This window comes from Rhodococcus sp. Leaf225 (genome assembly GCF_001426145.1).
Taxonomy (GTDB): Bacteria; Actinomycetota; Actinomycetes; order Mycobacteriales; family Mycobacteriaceae; genus Rhodococcoides.
Genome location: NZ_LMRN01000025.1, coordinates 644,663 through 661,670 on the forward strand (window position 1 = coordinate 644,663; position 17,008 = coordinate 661,670).

A 17,008-nucleotide genomic window follows, 5' to 3' on the forward strand; every position below is an offset into this window, starting at 1 on the left:
CCTTGGCGGGTCATCGGGCGAGGTCGTAGTCGCCGGCGGTGGCGGTGATGGTGGTGACGTAGTTCTGCGTCTCCGCATACGGCGGGACGCCGCCGAACTGCTGCACAGCACCGGGTCCAGCGTTGTACCCGGCGAGCATCAGCTCCACCGGATCACCGGTGATGGCACCGGATTCCATACCCGGGCGCAGATCGTCGAGGACCGCGCAGTTGTACCGTCCTTGCGCCATGACCGCATCCCCGACGTCGTCCGGGTCTCCGGCTCCGGCGGGTCCGGCGACCTCACCGGTCTCGTCGTCGACGGGAAATCCGTAGGACGCCCAGGTGCCGGGCAGGAACTGGGTGTAGCCGCGTGCCCCGGCAGGACTGGTCAAACCGGCCCGAAACCCGGACTCCTGCTTGATCTGTGCCGCGAGGATCGCCGGGGAGAGTTCGCGGCACTGCGCCGCCGAGAGCGGCAGCCACTTCTCGAACTCCGGTGGGATCTGACCGGCGGCGAGGTCGGCGTGGTCGCCGATACCCGCGCCGGGTGCGGTGGTGCAGGTGCCGTTCGCTTTCGGGGCCGATCCGGCCCCGCCCGGTGCGGAACCGTACGTTTGCCCGGGTGCGGGCGGTCCGTGGCCGATGGTGGTGACGTGGACGTGGTCGAAGTGGTTCTGCGTCGGTGATCCCCTGTCCTCCATGACGTTCGGTTCACCGTCGGAGGGGATGTATTGCTGTCGCCAGATCATGTACTCGATCTGCAACACTTCGCGGTTGGCCCAGAGATAGTCCTTGACCTGATCGCCGAGTGCCTTGCCTTGCTCGGAGGACCAGTTGTCGATCATGATGTCGGCGGCCCGGCCGGACGGGTGGTCGTCGAAGCCGCCGCCGTCTGCCCGCCATCCGCCGATGGTCGTGATCTGCGGGAACCTCGCGTGGACGGCGCGGGCGACGCGGACGGTGTCGACCTGGAAGTGCTCCTCCGACCCGACCAAGGCGGGGAGCGCTGCCATCTCGGCGCCGCTCGCCGACACGGTGACGTCCGGTGCGGCCGGGGCCGGCGGGGTGGTCGACGGCGAGCTGCCCGGCGCTCCGGGACCGGCTGCACCGGAACCGGGCTCGGCGGCGGCGGCGTAGAACGGTGCCGGGTCGACGGCGTTGCCGGGTGCCCACCCGCCGGGGTGGTACTCGAAGTGCAGGTGCGCTCCGGTGGTGTCGCCGTTGTTGCCTTCGTTCGCGATGTGCTGGCCGGCGGTGACCCGGTCCCCGACTGTGACGAGGACGCCGTCGGGGAACATGTGCCCGTAGACGGTGGAGACGACCTGGCCGCCGATGTTGTGGTCGAGGACGATCCACTGCCCGAAACCCTGCGCCTCACCGGCTTTGGAGACGACACCGTCGGCGTAGGCGTAGATGGGGGTGCCGATCGGTCCGGCGAGGTCGATGCCGTTGTGCTGGGTGCCCCACCGTGGGCCGAAGCCGCTGGTGAGCTGCGCTTCGCCGGTCTTCATGGGTTTGGCGAACGATCCGGCCGGGACGCCCCCGGCCGACGGCACGGAGGTGCCCGAGGGCAGGCAGTCCTCGTCGCCGCTGGGGCTGAGGGTGGTGACGAACAGGACCACGAACAGTGCCGCCGCGAGGACCGCGACGAGGGCGATGATCCCGCCCTTCTTCACCGCTGCGCCCCGCTCATGACCGACTCGGCGGTCACCGAACGCGGTGCGGCCGCGGCGAGTCGGTCGGTGAGTAGGCGGTTGACCGCGAGCAGCCGTTCGATCTCGGCTTCGGCGGCCCGCAGCTTCGCGACGACCTCGTCGGCGGCCGGGGCGCGGGAGGGCCCGAACTCGGTTTTGATCCACCGGTTCACGGTGTTGACGTGCGCGCCGATCTGTTCGGCGATGGCGGTGACGCACTGGTCGCGGGAGGCGTAGTTGGGCCGGGAGGATCGGTAGGTGCTCAGCGCCCAGTTCCGGACGTCCGCCTCGTAGCGGGGCCGCATCTACAGGTCCCCGGTGCCGGTGTGGGCGGCGACGAGGTCGCTGCGGCCACCCTGGAAGTACTCGGCGAAGCGGGCGTTGGTGTCGTGGACTCCGGTGTCGAGCTCGACGTCGGTGAACACCGTCTGGATGGGGATGCCGGGGGTGTTGTCCTTGGCGACCTTGATCAGGAACTTTCCCCGCCCGATGGGTGCTCGTGCGGTGCGTCGTTCCGCGGAGCGCAGTGCCGCTCCGCGGGACCAGGAGGTCACCATGCTCGCTTCGGCGGGGGTGAACTTGAGTTCGCCGGAGAGTCGTTCGACCTCGCCGATGGGCAGCCCGCCGCACACGACCATCCCGGCGCGGTCGATGAACCCTTTCGCGGTCTTGATGTCGGCCTCGGTGGGCAAGGTCTCGAGGTCGCGGCCGGTGTGGGTGATCATCAGCAGCCCGGCGCCGTCGGTGCGGTTGAGGCGGGAGATCTCGTTGACGCGGGCGACCATGCCGGGGCCAGCGCCGATGACCTGCCACAGCTCGTCCAGGGCGAGCAGGAACAGCCGCTGGCGGTCCAGTCCGGCGTCGGCGAGCAGGTGCGCCGCTTCCACGGTGCCGTAGGCGTCGGCCCAGCAGGAGAGCATCACGGCCGCTTTGAGTGTGGTGTCGCCGCGGTCGAGGGAGGAGACGTCGATGACGATCATGGGGGCGTCGAGGTCGAGCGGTTCGGAGGTGTGGTCGGCGAAGATGTCACCGAGCGGGCCGGAGATGAGCGCGCCGAGCGCCTGCATCAGCTCCGTGATCTGCTCCCGGTATCCGCCCCGCGTCGTCTGATAGGCCGCGCGCTGCATCGCCGCGGATCCGGCGTCGATCCGTTCGTACAGGTCGACCAGCAGCGGGGGACGGTCGTAGCTGAAACCGCCGTCGGAGTAGAGCTCGTCGAGGGCGGTGCCGATGAGGGAGTTCTCGAACGCTTTCACCGAGTGGGTGTCGTAGCGGATCAGCTCCACCAGGGCGCACACGGCGTTGACCTGCCGGGTCCGCACAGTCAGCTCCGCGGTGCCGATCAGCTCGTCGAGCTGGGCGACCCTGGCGCGGTCCCCGGCGGCCGCGGCGTCGACGCGGGCGCGGCGGATGCGGGCGACGGCTTGGCCGAGGGTGCCGGCGGCGAGCGGGTTGAGGTGACCGCCGCCGTAGCCGAGGGTGACGACCTGGCCGCCGACGAGGTGCGCGAGTTTGACGTATTCGGCCTTGATGTCGCCGGCGACGATGGGCGTCTGCCCCCACGCGGTCGCGCCGAGCAGGATCTTGCGGATCAGCGACGACTTGCCGAGCCCTGGCAGGGAGAGGACGAACATCGACGGGTTGGCGATGTGGTTGTCGCGGAAGTAAGCGAACGGGTCGCACGAGACGGCCTCGCCGGTGATGGCGTGCTGGCCGACGATGGTGCCCGAGGCCGGTGCGGCGGCGCCGATGGACCACGGGTTGAACCCGCACACCTGCACCGACGACGCCTCGTACTCGATGGGCGCGGGGACGGCGAGCATCCGGCCTCCGCCGGGGCCGGTGTAGCCGCGGGAGGCGGCGCGCTTGGCTCCGCGCCACCAGGGATCGCCCGTCAGTTCCTCGGTCACCTCACCGTGGGCGTTGCGCCACCGGGCCAGCCCGAGGCCGGTGCGGGTCCACCAGGCCGGTTCGTCGTCGTCGCCGTCGGCGATGCGCTGTGCCAACTGCTCGTAGTCGACGTCGGCGATCAACCAGCGCACCCCGCGAGGGAGCATCTGCAGTTGAACGTTCACGCCTGCATCCGGATCGAGATCGTCGCGGGTACTGGTGGTGATGCTCATGGGGGACCTTCCGGTGGGAACGGCGGGCGGAGAGGACGTGGGCGGTGCTGCAGCTCAGCTGTGCCGCACCAGCGCCGAGGTGGTGACGTGGTCGGGCAGCAGGAACCCGACGCCCAGACCGGCGGCGAACGCGGCGTCCTGGAAGCCGTGGGCGCGGCGCAGCCCGAGGCGAGCGCGGGCGGCGAGCGATTCGATGACCGCGGCGGCGTTCGCGACGTCGGCGGGATCGGCCACGGTGATCGTCACCAGAGCCGAGTAACGCAGTTGCCCGGCCCCGGCGACCATCTCCTTGCGGGTCTGCGAGGTGATCTCGAGGCGCTTCTCCGCTTCGGCGGAGCTGATCTTCGCTCCGCGGGAGTTGATGGCATGCAGCGCGTCTCGGTGCTGCTTCTCGACCTTATTCGCCGCGTCGCCGGCGGAGAACGGCCGGTAGATCAGGGTGAGGCGCTTGCGGAGCAGGTCGTCGTGCGGTTGGAGGAGCGGCTTGAGGACGGTGTCGGTGAACACCGATTCCGGCGGCGCGGCCATCTCGTAGACGACGGAGACGACACCGTCGTGCCGGTACTGCCCCCACAACGAGGAGGCTCGGCCGGGACCGGCGTCCTCCCACGCCACCCCGTGATCGAGGCCGGCGATGTCGAGCTCTTCGAAGTCGTTCTCCGTCGACGGGTTGTACGAGCGGTGCACCGCGGCGGTGATCTCCGCCGCGGTCATCGGCTGCGCGTCGATGCCCGCCCCGGCGAGGTTGCCGTAGAGGTCCGGCAGTCGCCGCGCCAGCTCGGCCGCCATCTCCTCCGGATCGCTCTGCCGTTCCTTGGTGGTGGCGCGGAAGGTGATCGACAACCGGGCCAGCGTGCGGTGACGGCCCGAGGGCATCCGCACCGACGACTGCCGCACGAACGCCGTGGACAGCTCCGGTGCGTACGGGACGACCTCACGCTCGACCAGACGGGAGAGGCGCAGTCCGGTCGCAGGGATGTTCTCCACGACCACCTCGGCGCCGACGATGTCGCCCGGCAGGCCGAGGTCGGCGAGGTAGACGCCCCACTCGGCGGTGTAGAGGTCCTTCTCCCCGCGGGCGACGGCTTCGTCGCCGCCGGGGAGGCAGTCGATGACGACGGTGTACCGCTGCTTCTTGGGGTGATGGATCATCCCGAACTCGTTGCCGTGCCGGTCCATTCCGACGTAGAGCGTGGTGTGCGCCAACCACCCTGGCAGCCGGTAGCGGCCACCGGGGATACGCGAGTGCGGTCCGGCGTGATACTCGGCGGAGCGGCTGACGCGGCTGCGGAAGAACTGCATTCTCAGGTGGCCTTTCTCGTAGAGGGAGCGCCCGCCCGGCGCGATCGCCAGCGGGGCGAGGAGCACCGCGCCGAGCGTCATGAGGGCGAGGCCGGCGGGGACGTTGCCCCAGATCAGGACGGCGAACGCGAGGGCGAAGAAGCCGCCTGCGTAGGCGATGACCTTGTTGGAGAGCCCGAACGCGAAGGTGCTCTTGGGGCGCGTTCCGGCGGAGTAGATCGCCGGTTCCTCGTGGACGGCCGCAGTCGAGGAGAACGCGGGGGCGGTCATTGCTGCACTCGTCCGTGGTAGTTGCCGACTGCGCCGTCGGCGGCGGCGCCGAGGCCTCCGGCGACCCGTGCGGCACCTCCGACGCCGGACCCGACGGTGCGCATCGCACCCGCGGCCCCGGACATGACACCGCCCGTCGCCCGGCGTCCACCGGAAGCCGCTCTCGACAGCGCGCCCGTGGGTCCGGACCGTCCCGACGAGCCGGCCGAGGCCGACCCGCCCGTGTAGCGGCCCTGCATCCCGGCGACCGATCTCGCGCCGGTACCCGCAGCGCCCATCCCGCCGCCACCGCCGCCGGACGCCGCTGGTGAGATGGTCCGTGCCACACCGCCCAGTGCGCGAGCACCGGTCGCGGCGGCCCCACCCGCCAGTGCGCCACCGGCGGCGGCGAGCCCGGCGGCCTGCGCTCCGCCGGCGGCGATGGTCTCCGCGGCCGGGGCGATGATCCGCACCAGCGTGGGTAGGGCGAATCCGACGATCGCCAGCAGCACCGACCCGACGATCACCGAGGACACCGGATCACCGGACGCCGCGGACTGCGCCCAGAACGCGAACAGGTACAGCAGCGTCGCGACGGGCTTGAACAGCAACGCACCGATGGTGAAGGCGATCATCGACTTGTAGGACGAGCGCCCAGTAGCGGTTGCCGAGGATGCCGCGGCGAGCGGGATGACGGCGACGACGACGCAGAGCACCGCCTCGCGGATGAGCAGCGCGATGAGTTGGGCGACAGAGCCGAGGAAGGCGAATCCGGCGCACGCGAGGGCGAACACCGGTCCCAGGCCGGTCTTGTCGTCGAACGCGGTGATGGCGGTGATCTTCTCGTTCAGGTCCGCCCCGACGAACTCCTTCAGGGCGAACGCCGATGCGGCATCCCCGCCTTGATGGAGCATGAGCACCAGCACCGGCAGTAGCGAGACGGTGAACACGGTGCGCACCAGCATGTTCGCGGTCTCCGTCGCCCCTTCCATCACGGCCTGTTTGCGGGCGATGGCGAGTTTGGTCATGGCGATGACGATGGAGGCGAACAGCGCCGCGATGGTGAATCCGGAGACGATGTTGCGTAGCCCCGACATTGCGGTTTCGGCTCCGAGTCCCGGTATGCCGGTGGTCATCCAGAACGTCATCACGGTGCGGAAGGCTTGGGCGTTGCCTTCCATGACGGCTTTGGCGAAGTCGCCGACGGAGTCGCCCCAGAACGCGGAGGCGGCGGACGATGCTGCGGTGGACACGGCCGCGCCGGGGTTGTCCTCGAATGCGTTGATCAGGCAGAAGGTCTCCGGTACGAGGTTTCCGGTTGCACCGTTGATCACGTCGCCGATCCACGGTGCGTCGGTCTCGGCGAGGCATTCGCGCCGATCCTGTTGGAAGGCGTTGCCGTCGTCGGCGATCCCGGTCACCGGGGCTACCGGGGGCGGGGTTGGTTCCTGGGCGGCTGCGGTGCCGGCGCCGAGGCCGAGCAGGGCGAGGAGGACGACGACGGCCGCGGTGAGCCGCGCTAGGCGCGTCACGAGAGCGTCCAGGGGGTGAACCCGGCGATGCTCGTGACGTCGGGTGTCGCGGAGACGGATCGGCCGTCGAGTCGAGCGCGCCACTCGCCGCTGTCGTGGAACAGTGCCGCTCGCATCACGGTCCAGGCGGGGGTGGTGCGCCGCTGGCCGTTGTCGTCGATGGGGATGTTGATCGCGTACTCGACGGAGGCGAAGTCGTCGGTGCAACTGACGATCCGGAACGCCTCGGGGGCTGGGAAGGAGGAACCGCTGAGTCCTTCACCGTCCCAGGACTGGCCGGCCGATTTTTGCGCCAGCTCGTCGGTGGCGACGGTCAGTTTCTCGTAAGCGTCCTTGGCCACCGGGCCGGGTCCGTAGACGCGGCCGATCCAGTTCCACCCGGCGAGCGCCGCGCCCTGGGGGGTGCGGGCGTACCCGGTTAGGACGTTGCCGTCGACGCGGGTGGGGCCGTCGCTGGTGGAGACCAGCGTGGGCAGTCCGACGGTCTGCTGGATCTGCACGCCGGTGGGAGAGGAGACAGGTCCGGCGGTGGCGCATCCGCTGCGCTCGCCTGCCGGTTCCTGCGTGAGCGGTGCTCCGACAGGGTTGTTCGGGACGGTGACCTTACGGCCGAGGATGTCCACGACGGGGGTTCCGAACCCTGTGCGGCCGTTGTTGACCGAACCGGGGACGGACGGGGCCGGTGCCGGCGCGGACGTCGTCGACGGGTCGGCAGTATCTGCGGACGCGTCGTCGTCCCCGAGGTTCGGGACGACGAAGATCAGGCCACCGATGACGGCCAGGACGACGAGGGCGGCTGCCGCGATCAGCAACCGGCGGACGAGGGTGCTCATGAGGCAGCTTTCAGTTCGGTGTAGCCGGCGAGGTCGTCGAGCTCGGCGGCGTCGATGTTCTCCTCGGAAGTCGGGAGCACGATCCGCCAGTCGCCGCCGACCCACTGCAGGGCGACGGGGTAGCTGTAGAGCTGCGAGTCCTCGCCGACTGTTTGTGCCACCGACACTGCGGCGGTCGCCGCATCGGGCTCGTAGGCGGTGACGTCGAAGCCGACGAACCGCGGCGCGGACTCCTTCGGCACGGTCCCGGCGACGGTGACGGCGGCGCGGGCGACCGCGAACGCGTCGCGTCCCGGGCCCGGTGCGGTGACGGTGTTGACCACTTCGGGCCAGGTGCGGTCGTCGGCGACGGCGAGTGCGGTCTGCCCGTTGATCGCCGCCAGAACGGCTCCCTGCGGGCTCTTGTCGTAGCCATGGCGGGTGACTCCGGTTCCCGTCGACGGTCCGGCCGTGGGCGAGCTGGGCACGCTGACGCCCCCCACGGTGCGCCACTCGAGGTCGGCCGGCGCAGAGGCGGTGTCTACCTGCGTCTCTGCAGGTGCGGCACTGTCGCTCGACTCCGACCCGCAAGCTGCGGCTATCAGAACGACGCTGACGGCGGCCATGAGGCGGTCGGTGCGGGACAGTGTCACGGGCGGTACACTTTTCCGGGGGGAGATGCAGTGCCGGGGGTTCATGCCAAGACAACTCTGGCTATGCCGGCGGCGGATCCGATGACGGCGGCGCAGAGGAGGATGCGGGCGAGCGTGCCGTCTTCGACAACCTGGGTGCCGGTGGACTTGCGCTGGTTGACGAAGACCGCTCCGCATACGAAAAGCGCTGCGATGCAGACAACGACGGCGAACCCCATCAGCCATGAGAGAGCGCTCATCAGCGGATCCCATACCTCTGCGGAGAACGTCACGACGTTGGTCGGTGGCTGCGCGAGGACCACAACGATCGATACCTCAGCTATCACGATGCGGTACTGCCGTCCGTGGAGGTGGCGACGGCGGTCGTCTGGGCGCTGTCGATCACCCAGTCGGTGCCGCCGCTGAGCGCGACAGCGCAGACCGCTAAGCCGCAGATGCCGCCGAACAGGGTGCCCAGAGCGCGAGAACTACCGGACGCCAACAGAATTATTCCGAAGGCGATGGCGATACCGGACGCGATCAGGGTTCCGCGGGCGAGCGGGTCGAGAAGCCCAAGCGCTGAGTTGAGAACACCGGTTGTGGCATCTTCGAGTTCGGCTAAGCCCATGCGAACGATCGCGATGGCGCTCACAGGACGAGGCCGTTGATCAGGCCGGAGGCGGAACCGAGAACGACCGCCCCGACAAGGATGTAACCGAGCGCGCCCGTGGCGTCGCCACCTCTACCGGTCAATTTGTCGTAACCGAGCTTGACGCTGCAGATGGAGGCTGCGGCGATGGAACCGAAGATGCAGCCCATCATCAGCCAGCCCATGAGCATGTTGATCTTGTCGCCGAATTCCCCACTGGGCATGATGGGTTCGACGTCGCCAATGTTCTGAGCGAGGAACACGGTGACGTCGGTGCGAAGCGTGAAGAGCATGGTGGGTCCTTTCGGAAACGGGTTAGGTCGAACCGACCTAGGGTCAGTGCTGAGCCGCGTCGCGGGCAGCGTCGAAGGCGGTGTGACCGGCGGCGACGAGGCCGGGGTGCGGGGCGGCCGCGGAGGTCACCGATCGCATACGGCCAGGAGGCGGTGGGTCCGGTTCGGCCGGTGACCACACCGCGAGGTCGGAGTAGGTGTGCACGCGCAGGTCCGGCACCCACGGCAGATGCCACACCGCGGGTGCGGCGGATGCCACGACGTCGGCGCTGCGCCGCAGCGTCTTCGGCAAATTCCCCGGTGCGTCCGGGACCAGAGCCAGACCGAGGACGGTGCACCCTCCGGTGAGACCGGCGGCCGACTGGAGCAGCAGGTCGTGGGCGGCGGTGAGCCCGGTGCGGTGGGTGCGGGCGACGACGATGACCGACCGGTACCGGTCGTGTGCCGGCCACCCGCCGTGCGCGTCGGCGGCGGGTGCCCAGACGCGGGTGAGGGTGGACACACCCGCGCCGCCGTGCGCGCCGAGCAGCCACATCACCGGCGGCCGCCCGACACCGGCGACCGGTTCTGTGTGGACCGGTGCCTGGCGGTCGATCGGTGGGATCCGCAGACCGGCGGGGACGACGGGGGCCGAGCCCGAGGTGTCGTCGCTGTAGAGCTCGTGATTGTTGATCGGCTGTGCGGCCATGTCGACGTCTCCTTCTGCGGGTGAGTCGGTCACCAGGCGGCGGTCGGGGTGGCCCCGGCCGTCGTCGTCGGTGCCGGCGTGGTGGTGGTGCCGGTGGTGGTCGGTGCAGCGTTGACGGCGGTCCGTGCACCCGCGGTGAGGATCTGGCCTGCGCTGCGGACGGTGTCGGGGGTGGCGAGGAGCTGGGCGCTGCGGCCGAGGACGGCTCCGACCTTGTCGGCGAGGGTGCTGTCACCGGTGAGGTCCGCGGCGAGCGCGACGATCCACCGCACCGTCAACTGCACGGGGGTCTCGCCGCGGTTGCCGACCGGGACGCTGTCGTAGGAGCCGTGTTTGACGGCGGTGTTCCAGTAAGAGGTGTCGGTGACGAGCTGCGCGAGGCCGGCGTTGTCGTCGATGGTGCGGGTGACTTCCTCGAACGCGACGTTCACGGCGGAGTCGATCGTCGCCGGGGGCACCAGCTTGACCGCGGCGGTGCCGACCTTTGCGGCGAGGATGCCCAGTGCGGCAGGGGGGTTGGTCAGGCCGACGGCGGCGAGTTGGCCGATGGTATCTGGGGAGATGACGTCCTTGGCGACGGTGATGGCAGCGCCGATCGCCATGCCCGCGATCTTGGTGACCGCGCTGACCGCCTCATCGATGGCTTCGTCGTCGCCGACGGCCGTCGGGTCGGAGTACTTGGCCATCTTTCCGAGCACGGTGTCGGGGGCGCTGGTGACCTCGAATTGACCGCGGGCACTGTCGAAGTCGAGGTTGTCGTTGACCACCGAGGCGCCGGTGAGCAGTGCGGAGCGTCCGACGGCGGTGGAGACGTCGGTGAGGATGCGCACCGGGTCGCGGGTGTCCATCGAGGACTGTCCGGCGATGTTGGCGACCATCTTCGCCGCGGGAGTGTTCGCGGGGGTGTCGCACGCGAGATCGCCTGCGGTGCAGTACGAGGCGACACGGTCGGCGACTGCGCCGAAGTCTGCCTCGGCAGGATCAGGGGCTATGCCGCCCCCGGCGGGTGGTGTCGCGGCGACGGCCGGTGCGAGCTGCACGGACTGCACCGCTGCCCCGTCGGTACCGGGGGCGGGCGCGGGACTGGCGTCACCTCCTCCGAGGACCGGTTCGCCCTGTCCGCGTGTGGGGTCGGAGAACAGTGCGCCGCCGGCGAACCGGTCGGCGTCGATGGGTCCGGTCCCGGCTCCGATCTCGCGGATGACCTCGGAGGCGATCTGACCACCCTGGGAGTACCCGGAGACGAACACTCTGGTGCCGGGGCACTTCTCGGCGATGTCTCCGATCATGGTGGTGGCGTTGTCGATGCCGGTCTGCACGGACGTCGCGTAGGTGTCGGAGGACCGATCACCGGGCTTGCCGCCGAACGACGCCGGATACGGGACGTAGCTGCGGTCCAGTGCGGGTTCGGCGCCGGAGTTGGCGTCGCGCATGGCCGGGACGGTGAGCCGGGAGAAGAACCCGGAATCAGCGTCGGGTGAGCTGTTCTCGTCGATCTCGGTGGTACCGGGGACGACGACCAGGTGCAGCGGTGCGCACCCGTCGGCGGCGGCTGCCGTCGTGGTCGGTGTGGCGTGCGCGGTCGCGGCGGCGAGCAGGGTCGCGGCGACTGCGGTGGCCGCGACGGCGGCGCGAGCCGTTCTGCGGTGCAGGGCGGGGGTCATGGGTGGTGCCTCTCGTCGAGCTCGGATCAGCGGCGGGTGATGGCGGTGATGGAGGTGGTGCCGCCGGACTCGGCGGTGGTGAAGCGTTGAGAGGAGGTGCGCGGGTCGACGGCGGGTCCGCGTTCGACCACGGTCACGTCGTAGACGCCGGATGCAACGGGGTCGGCGAGCACGCAGAACTCGACCGCCGGTTCGAGGGCGTCGATGCCCATGCGCAGGCGTTCGGCCGATGCCATGACGGCTTCCGGTGCACCGACGGCGCGGGCCGCGACCGGGTCACGGTCGTAGTAGAACGCCTTCTCGAAGCGCCAGATCGCGCTCAGGCCGGGATCGGCGGTGCCCTCGGTGACCGGCTCACCGGCACCTTGGCCGGCGCACCAGGTGAAGTCCGCAGCGGCAGCGGCGCCCGCTGCCGGCTGCGCCGCGACAACAGGAGCGGCCTGCGTGCTCGGAAGAAGTGGTGCCGGATCCGCGGTGAGGGTGTCCTCGGTGGCTCCGGTGAGGAACACGGTGGTGACGCCCACCGCACCCACCAGGAGCAGGAGTGACGCGGTGACCGCCACGGCGGACCGTTGACGACGCCACCACGAGGGCCTGGCAGCGGGGCCGGCGGCTCCGCTGCGCAGGGTCTCGGTCGCCGCGTCGAACGTCGATGTCGGAGCGTCCGCGAGCCAACCGTCGTCGTCCGTCTTGACGTCTCGGTCGGCGAGGACGGTGAGGCGTCGGTTCGGTGGCGTGTCGGTGGACGCGGCGGGACTGTCGGTCGGAACGGGCGACCGTTCGCCTGTGGCGGGCGGTGCGGCGAACCAGTCGTCGGCTGCTGTGTCGTCGGGATGAGCCACAGCGGGACCTCCTCGGTCGGGTCGGGCGAACGTCGGGTGCGGACGAGCGGTGTCGGCCGCACCCGGCATCGGTCAGTCCCCGATGTTCAGAGCGGACAGTGCGCCGGTCAGGGCTGCTGCGCCCTGATCGAGCGCGAGGGCGTTGTCGGCGATCACGGTGTCGACCGCCGCCAGGACGTCCGCGCCGCCGGGCACGTCGGTGACCGCTTGGTGAGCCTGCTCGACGTAGGCCGGGGCCGTGTCGGGCACCTGCTGGACGTCCTGCGGCGGCGTCCACACCGGCGCGGCCGGGGCGGGAGCCGGTGCTTCGTGTACAAGGACCGGCTCCTCGATGATCTGCTGTTCTCCACCCGTGACGGTGGCACCGAGGAGGCCGCCGAGTGCGGCACCGGTGACGGTCAGGCCGAGGACGATCGGCGCGGACAGTGCTGCTCCCGCGGCCCCACCGGCCAGTGCGGCTGCGCCGGGGATGAACACCCACCCGACGGGCCCGCCCCACACGATCGCCCCGCTACCGGTGGTCGCGGCGACACCGAGCGCTCCGCCGAGTGCTGCCCCAGTAGCGCTGATGACGGCCGCGGGGACGAGCGAGGCTAGTAATCCTGCGGTGCCGCCGCCGACAATGCCGGTGGCGACTCCCGCGGAGATGCGGTCGGCGCGGGGTGCGTCGGCCAATCCGGCGTCGACGAGGAAGTTCCCGCCATCTGCCTGCAAGGCTTGACTGGTGTTGTTGAACTGCTCCACCAGATTCGGGTCGACGACTGTCGTGTCATACGGCACGATTTCTCCGCCGACGCCGATGTACCCGTCAGGAATGTCGATGGGCGCAATGACGTTGCGGCGCAGGGTCGGTGCGGGCGGTGGGGATGGACGAGGAGATGGTGTCGCCGCCGCCGGCCCGAGTGCCTGGCTGTCGTAAGACGACTGCTGATTGCCGGATCGGTAGTCGTCGTAGCTGCGCCAGTCGCTCTGCTGCACGCGAGGTGACGCATGGAAGCCCGGTAGGAAATCTCGTTCTGCGGTGGGCTCGGGCGGCTGAGCGAGGGGAGTGGTGTCCGTTGTTCCAGACTGGGCAGTGTCGGGTGCGGTGACGAAGTCCTGTGGCGCACCCTCCGCTATTCCTTGACCGACCGTGAGTGCGATCAAGAGCGGCATCGCAGTGCACGCTCCTGCTCGGTATCTATGAGCGTTGTATCTACCGGGATTGTACATTGCAGATTTCCTTGCCTAGTTGGTTGTGGCACAACTACATCGAGGTCATGAATGCCCGCCCGGGTCTGAGGGTCGAACTCGGGATGACACGGTGGCGTGCCGTTGCGCTCACTGTTCGGTTGTTCCGATCGCGGCTCTCATCTCGCCGCGAAGTCCGGCTCGCACAGGGTGAGCGGTCTCGGTGCGACCCACCGTGCGACGACGAGTCCGTCGTCCGACCACGATTCGTGCTCACGGTCGAGGTGTTGGACCAACGAGCAGCGGAAGCGGTCGCCTGTGACCACGTCGACGACAGTCTCCGCACACCCAGGCTCGGTCGCTCTATTGCTCTCTGATGCCATGTCGCTTACCCCCGTCGTCGTAGCACGACAAAGATAGCAAAAAAACACAAATAAAGGTAGAAAAACCACCGCGTCCGGCTTATCGAGCAGATGTTGTGAGATCTCCAGGTGGTCGGGGTTGATCTTGGGTTTTCTTGCCGGTCCTGGTTCGGACCCCTACTGTTCCGAGCGTGGACGGTTATGGACGTTTGGCCGAGTACGCGTGGAAGCGCCGTACGCAGCTGGGTCTGTCGCGTCCGCAGGTCCGCGAGCGGGGCGGGCCATCGGTGCCGACTCTCAAGGACATCGAGGAGGGGAGTGGGCGGACCGTGTCAGCCGGGACACTCGGCAAGCTGGACACCGGTCTCGAATGGCAGCCAGGGAGCGCCGCCGATGTCCTCCGAGGTGGCGAACCGCGGAGCAAGTCGTCGACCGACGTGGACGCCGTTCTGGGCCCCGACACGGTGGTCGTGTCCGTGCGAGTCGTTCTCGACCTGTTGTCCATCTCCCGAGAACTGGACGCGATGGCGCGCGACCGCCAGGATCTCGTCGAACTGAGTGCTCTGTCGCGACGTATGGGAGTTGCCCTGCGTCCAATCTACGGCGAGTACGTCACGCGCTTGTTCGAGGAGAACAGGCGTCAGAACGGTTCGCTGTCGCCGATCTACGCGATGTTCGGGCAACTACTCGACGAGCCGAATGAGTCCACCGACGAGGTGGAGCGCGAGGAGCGTCAGTACAGACGCTGGCTCGCCGGTCGTGACGTCGATGTGCCGGCGGAGACAGTGGCCCGGTTCGAAATGCGTTTGAACAGGGGGCAGAAATGACGGGAACTGCGGCGCAGGAGGCGGTGCCAGTCAACGCTCGACTAGACCTGCTCTTCAAGATCTGGCGCACTGAGGACGGCTCTGAACGAAGCCCTGAGTCTGTGGCATCGGACGTCAGTGTTGCCCTGGGCAGGCAGGTCGCCGCACGAGAGATCTCCGCTCTCCGTGAGGGGACACGTACTGCCACACGAGACATGCTCGAGGCGATTGCGACCGTGTTCCCGTCGAGCAGCAGTTACTTGCTCGACGATTCGGCAGCGCCGAGCATCCACAGTCAGCTCAGTTTGATCGAAGAGGTGCTCCATGGAGGGATCACCGGCATGAGGCTCCGAACAGGTGATGAACGTATGCGCATCGAGCATCTCACGGATCTCTTGGGCGACCTGCGCCGCGCGCGCGAGGCCGGTCCGTAATAGCTACTGGTTCACGATTCCTGGGGGGGAAATGACATTTTCAGCACATGATGTGATCGGTGCAGCCCGTGCCATAGAACTCTTGGTTCCAAGTCCGTGGGACAGAACGGCTTTCCTCGAAAACCTGTCAGCCCACAGAAGTCGGCCGATTGCGCTGGTCCCCGTCGACGCGGTGACGCTGCAGGGCTTGCCATGCGGACTGTGGCTGCAGTTCGACGATCACGACGAAATCGTCTGTCACGCGGACTCGTCGAGTTACCACGTCGACCAGACGATCATGCACGAAGTCGGACACATGGTGCTGGGTCACGGGGGCTCGACAGGTGCAGACGCCACGCTCCGCGAGCTCTGCCCCGACATCGACTTCGATGCGCTCGAATCGGTCATGAAAAGGTCGAACTTCGATGACGATCAGGAAGGCGAAGCCGAGACCTTCGCTGATCTGCTCATGTCGGCGGCAGTGTCGCGCTACAGGCGTTCCTCCTCGATGCACGACTTTCTGGGTCTGACGTGACGTCTTCGGTGCCGATGCTGGTGTCATACCCACTGCTGCTGTGGAGCGTCGGCATCCTCCTCGCGAGGCTTGTGTTTGCGAGCCGGACTGCCACCTCTCGTCTCGTCAATATTGCTTTGGCGCTCGGTATTTCGTCTGAACTCGCTCGCGAAGGGGCGATTCAATCGGTGGTGGCGTCAGCAACCGGCACCGTGATCGACGTGCCGCTGATGCAGCAACTCGGTACCGTGGCGTTACTTCTGGCGCTTGCACCGCTGATCGCTATCGCCCTCCGCTGGCGACGACCTGAGGGGCACGCCTCTACGACCACAGTGATGATGCTTGCACTTACCAGCGGAGCGCTGATGATCGTCGTCGGTTCCTCGGCGCGAGGCTCTGGCGAGTACATCGATGTCCAACCGGGTTGGCGAACGGCGGTGTACTTCGCGCTGTTCTCTGCGTGGGCAGCGTTCATGCCGTATCTCTACCTGCGTGTTTCTGTGGGGGAGCTGCGCCGCGGTCAGCTGCCAACACAAGCGTCGATGGTGTTCTGGCTGTTCGCGATCGTGGCCTTGTGGGGTTTGGAGGAGGCCGTCTCGATCTTGCTGATGGGAGTGTTCGCCGCAATCGGAATCGCTCGGGACTTCGTGGCCTTGCGGGTGACGCTGAACGAGGTCAGCTTCATCTACTTGCTGGCAGTGGCAACGCTGTGCGCGGCATTACCTCTCTGGCGAGCAGTCACCGAGTCGCTGGGCGTCGACAGCTGGACCCGGTCGATCCGCTCTCTGACGCCGATGTGGTCCGACCTCGTTCAGGCCTGTCCGGAGGTTGTCCTCCGTCACCCGTCTCCGCAGTCGTCGCCCGTGCATCGAGCTCATCGCATGTGCGTGGAGATCAGGGATTCGCTGAGTCTGCTGGGCCGCTACGTTGAAGACCTCCCTACGGAGGGGCCGGTCGACAACAGTTCTGCCGCAGAGGTTTTCTACCTCGCAGCACACAGACGACGCGCCGACGAGCCGGCAGGAGCGTTCATCAAAGTGCCGATCGAGCCGTCGGTCGATTTGAAGCAAGAAGTTCGAGTGCTGGCTGCCATCGGTCGTCACTGGCCGATCGAGCCGAGACTTATCGCAACAACGCAGGGGGAACACCAATGAACGACAACACCGTGAGACCTGTACGAGCGTCCGACCGCGTGCTGCCGCATCCACCGCGGCGACTTCCGGTGGTCGGCGACATCCTGGACCTCCACGTCACCGAGTCCAGCCAATGGGCGATGCGAGAC

18 protein-coding genes are annotated in these 17,008 nt (G+C 68.4%); 4 read left to right on the top strand and 14 right to left on the bottom strand.

From position 1 onward, the window contains the following. Nucleotides 1-10 precede the first annotated feature (10 nt). The 14 genes from ASG69_RS21225 to ASG69_RS21290 all read right to left on the bottom strand — a co-directional run bounded on the left by ASG69_RS21225 (nucleotide 11) and on the right by ASG69_RS21290 (nucleotide 13,616). Entirely contained in the window at nucleotides 11-1,657 is a 1,647-nt protein-coding gene (locus tag ASG69_RS21225; RefSeq protein WP_056444146.1) for a peptidoglycan DD-metalloendopeptidase family protein, read from the bottom strand. Further along, a complete protein-coding gene (locus ASG69_RS21230; protein ID WP_056444150.1) occupies nucleotides 1,654-1,980 on the bottom strand; it encodes a hypothetical protein in 327 nt (108 codons plus the stop codon). The genes ASG69_RS21225 and ASG69_RS21230 overlap by 4 nt, the downstream gene beginning before the upstream one ends. Continuing rightward, nucleotides 1,981-3,798 (bottom strand): ATP/GTP-binding protein, encoded by a 1,818-nt coding sequence (locus ASG69_RS21235; protein WP_056444153.1) that lies wholly within the window; start codon nucleotides 3,796-3,798, stop codon nucleotides 1,981-1,983. Nucleotides 3,799-3,852: 54 nt separating this feature from the next. Next, a complete protein-coding gene (locus ASG69_RS21240) occupies nucleotides 3,853-5,370 on the bottom strand; it encodes an SCO6880 family protein (RefSeq protein ID WP_056444155.1) in 1,518 nt (505 codons plus the stop codon). Beyond that, nucleotides 5,367-6,881 (bottom strand): hypothetical protein, encoded by a 1,515-nt coding sequence (locus tag ASG69_RS21245; RefSeq protein ID WP_056444157.1) that lies wholly within the window; start codon nucleotides 6,879-6,881, stop codon nucleotides 5,367-5,369. The genes ASG69_RS21240 and ASG69_RS21245 overlap by 4 nt, the downstream gene beginning before the upstream one ends. After that, nucleotides 6,878-7,714, bottom strand: coding sequence for a hypothetical protein (locus ASG69_RS21250; RefSeq protein ID WP_056444159.1), 837 nt, complete (start codon nucleotides 7,712-7,714; stop codon nucleotides 6,878-6,880). Before ASG69_RS21250 ends, ASG69_RS21245 begins: the two co-directional genes overlap by 4 nt. Then, nucleotides 7,711-8,346, bottom strand: coding sequence for a hypothetical protein (locus ASG69_RS21255; protein WP_056444162.1), 636 nt, complete (start codon nucleotides 8,344-8,346; stop codon nucleotides 7,711-7,713). The genes ASG69_RS21250 and ASG69_RS21255 overlap by 4 nt, the downstream gene beginning before the upstream one ends. Before the next feature lie 41 nt (nucleotides 8,347-8,387). After that, complete coding sequence (locus tag ASG69_RS21260; RefSeq protein WP_056695908.1) at nucleotides 8,388-8,672, bottom strand: hypothetical protein; 285 nt, start codon at nucleotides 8,670-8,672, stop codon at nucleotides 8,388-8,390. Then, nucleotides 8,669-8,977 carry a hypothetical protein gene (locus ASG69_RS21265; protein ID WP_056444168.1) on the bottom strand — a complete coding sequence of 103 codons (309 nt, stop codon included), beginning with the start codon at nucleotides 8,975-8,977 and terminating at the stop codon, nucleotides 8,669-8,671. Before ASG69_RS21265 ends, ASG69_RS21260 begins: the two co-directional genes overlap by 4 nt. Beyond that, a complete protein-coding gene (locus ASG69_RS21270) occupies nucleotides 8,974-9,267 on the bottom strand; it encodes a hypothetical protein (RefSeq protein ID WP_056444170.1) in 294 nt (97 codons plus the stop codon). Before ASG69_RS21270 ends, ASG69_RS21265 begins: the two co-directional genes overlap by 4 nt. A 43-nt stretch (nucleotides 9,268-9,310) precedes the next feature. Next, nucleotides 9,311-9,955 (bottom strand): DUF6668 family protein, encoded by a 645-nt coding sequence (locus ASG69_RS21275; RefSeq protein WP_056444374.1) that lies wholly within the window; start codon nucleotides 9,953-9,955, stop codon nucleotides 9,311-9,313. A gap of 29 nt (nucleotides 9,956-9,984) precedes the next feature. Further along, a complete protein-coding gene (locus ASG69_RS21280; RefSeq protein WP_056444173.1) occupies nucleotides 9,985-11,619 on the bottom strand; it encodes a cutinase family protein in 1,635 nt (544 codons plus the stop codon). A 26-nt stretch (nucleotides 11,620-11,645) separates the two neighbouring features. Further along, complete coding sequence (locus tag ASG69_RS21285; RefSeq protein WP_156380628.1) at nucleotides 11,646-12,461, bottom strand: hypothetical protein; 816 nt, start codon at nucleotides 12,459-12,461, stop codon at nucleotides 11,646-11,648. 72 nt (nucleotides 12,462-12,533) lie between these two features. After that, entirely contained in the window at nucleotides 12,534-13,616 is a 1,083-nt protein-coding gene (locus ASG69_RS21290; RefSeq protein WP_200935351.1) for a hypothetical protein, read from the bottom strand. Nucleotides 13,617-14,184: 568 nt separating this feature from the next. On the opposite strand from ASG69_RS21290, the gene ASG69_RS21295 reads away from it, so the two are divergent. The 4 genes from ASG69_RS21295 (at nucleotide 14,185) to ASG69_RS21310 (ending at nucleotide 16,880) form a co-directional block, all read left to right on the top strand. After that, on the top strand, nucleotides 14,185-14,820 hold the full coding sequence (locus ASG69_RS21295) for a hypothetical protein (protein WP_156380629.1): 636 nt from the start codon (nucleotides 14,185-14,187) through the stop codon (nucleotides 14,818-14,820). Between the two features lie 194 nt (nucleotides 14,821-15,014). Next, nucleotides 15,015-15,233 carry a hypothetical protein gene (locus ASG69_RS22690; protein ID WP_156380630.1) on the top strand — a complete coding sequence of 73 codons (219 nt, stop codon included), beginning with the start codon at nucleotides 15,015-15,017 and terminating at the stop codon, nucleotides 15,231-15,233. Between the two features lie 31 nt (nucleotides 15,234-15,264). Next, nucleotides 15,265-15,747 (top strand): hypothetical protein, encoded by a 483-nt coding sequence (locus ASG69_RS21305; RefSeq protein ID WP_235579033.1) that lies wholly within the window; start codon nucleotides 15,265-15,267, stop codon nucleotides 15,745-15,747. Further along, nucleotides 15,744-16,880 carry a DUF6545 domain-containing protein gene (locus tag ASG69_RS21310; RefSeq protein ID WP_056444187.1) on the top strand — a complete coding sequence of 379 codons (1,137 nt, stop codon included), beginning with the start codon at nucleotides 15,744-15,746 and terminating at the stop codon, nucleotides 16,878-16,880. Before ASG69_RS21305 ends, ASG69_RS21310 begins: the two co-directional genes overlap by 4 nt. Nucleotides 16,881-17,008 lie beyond the last annotated feature (128 nt).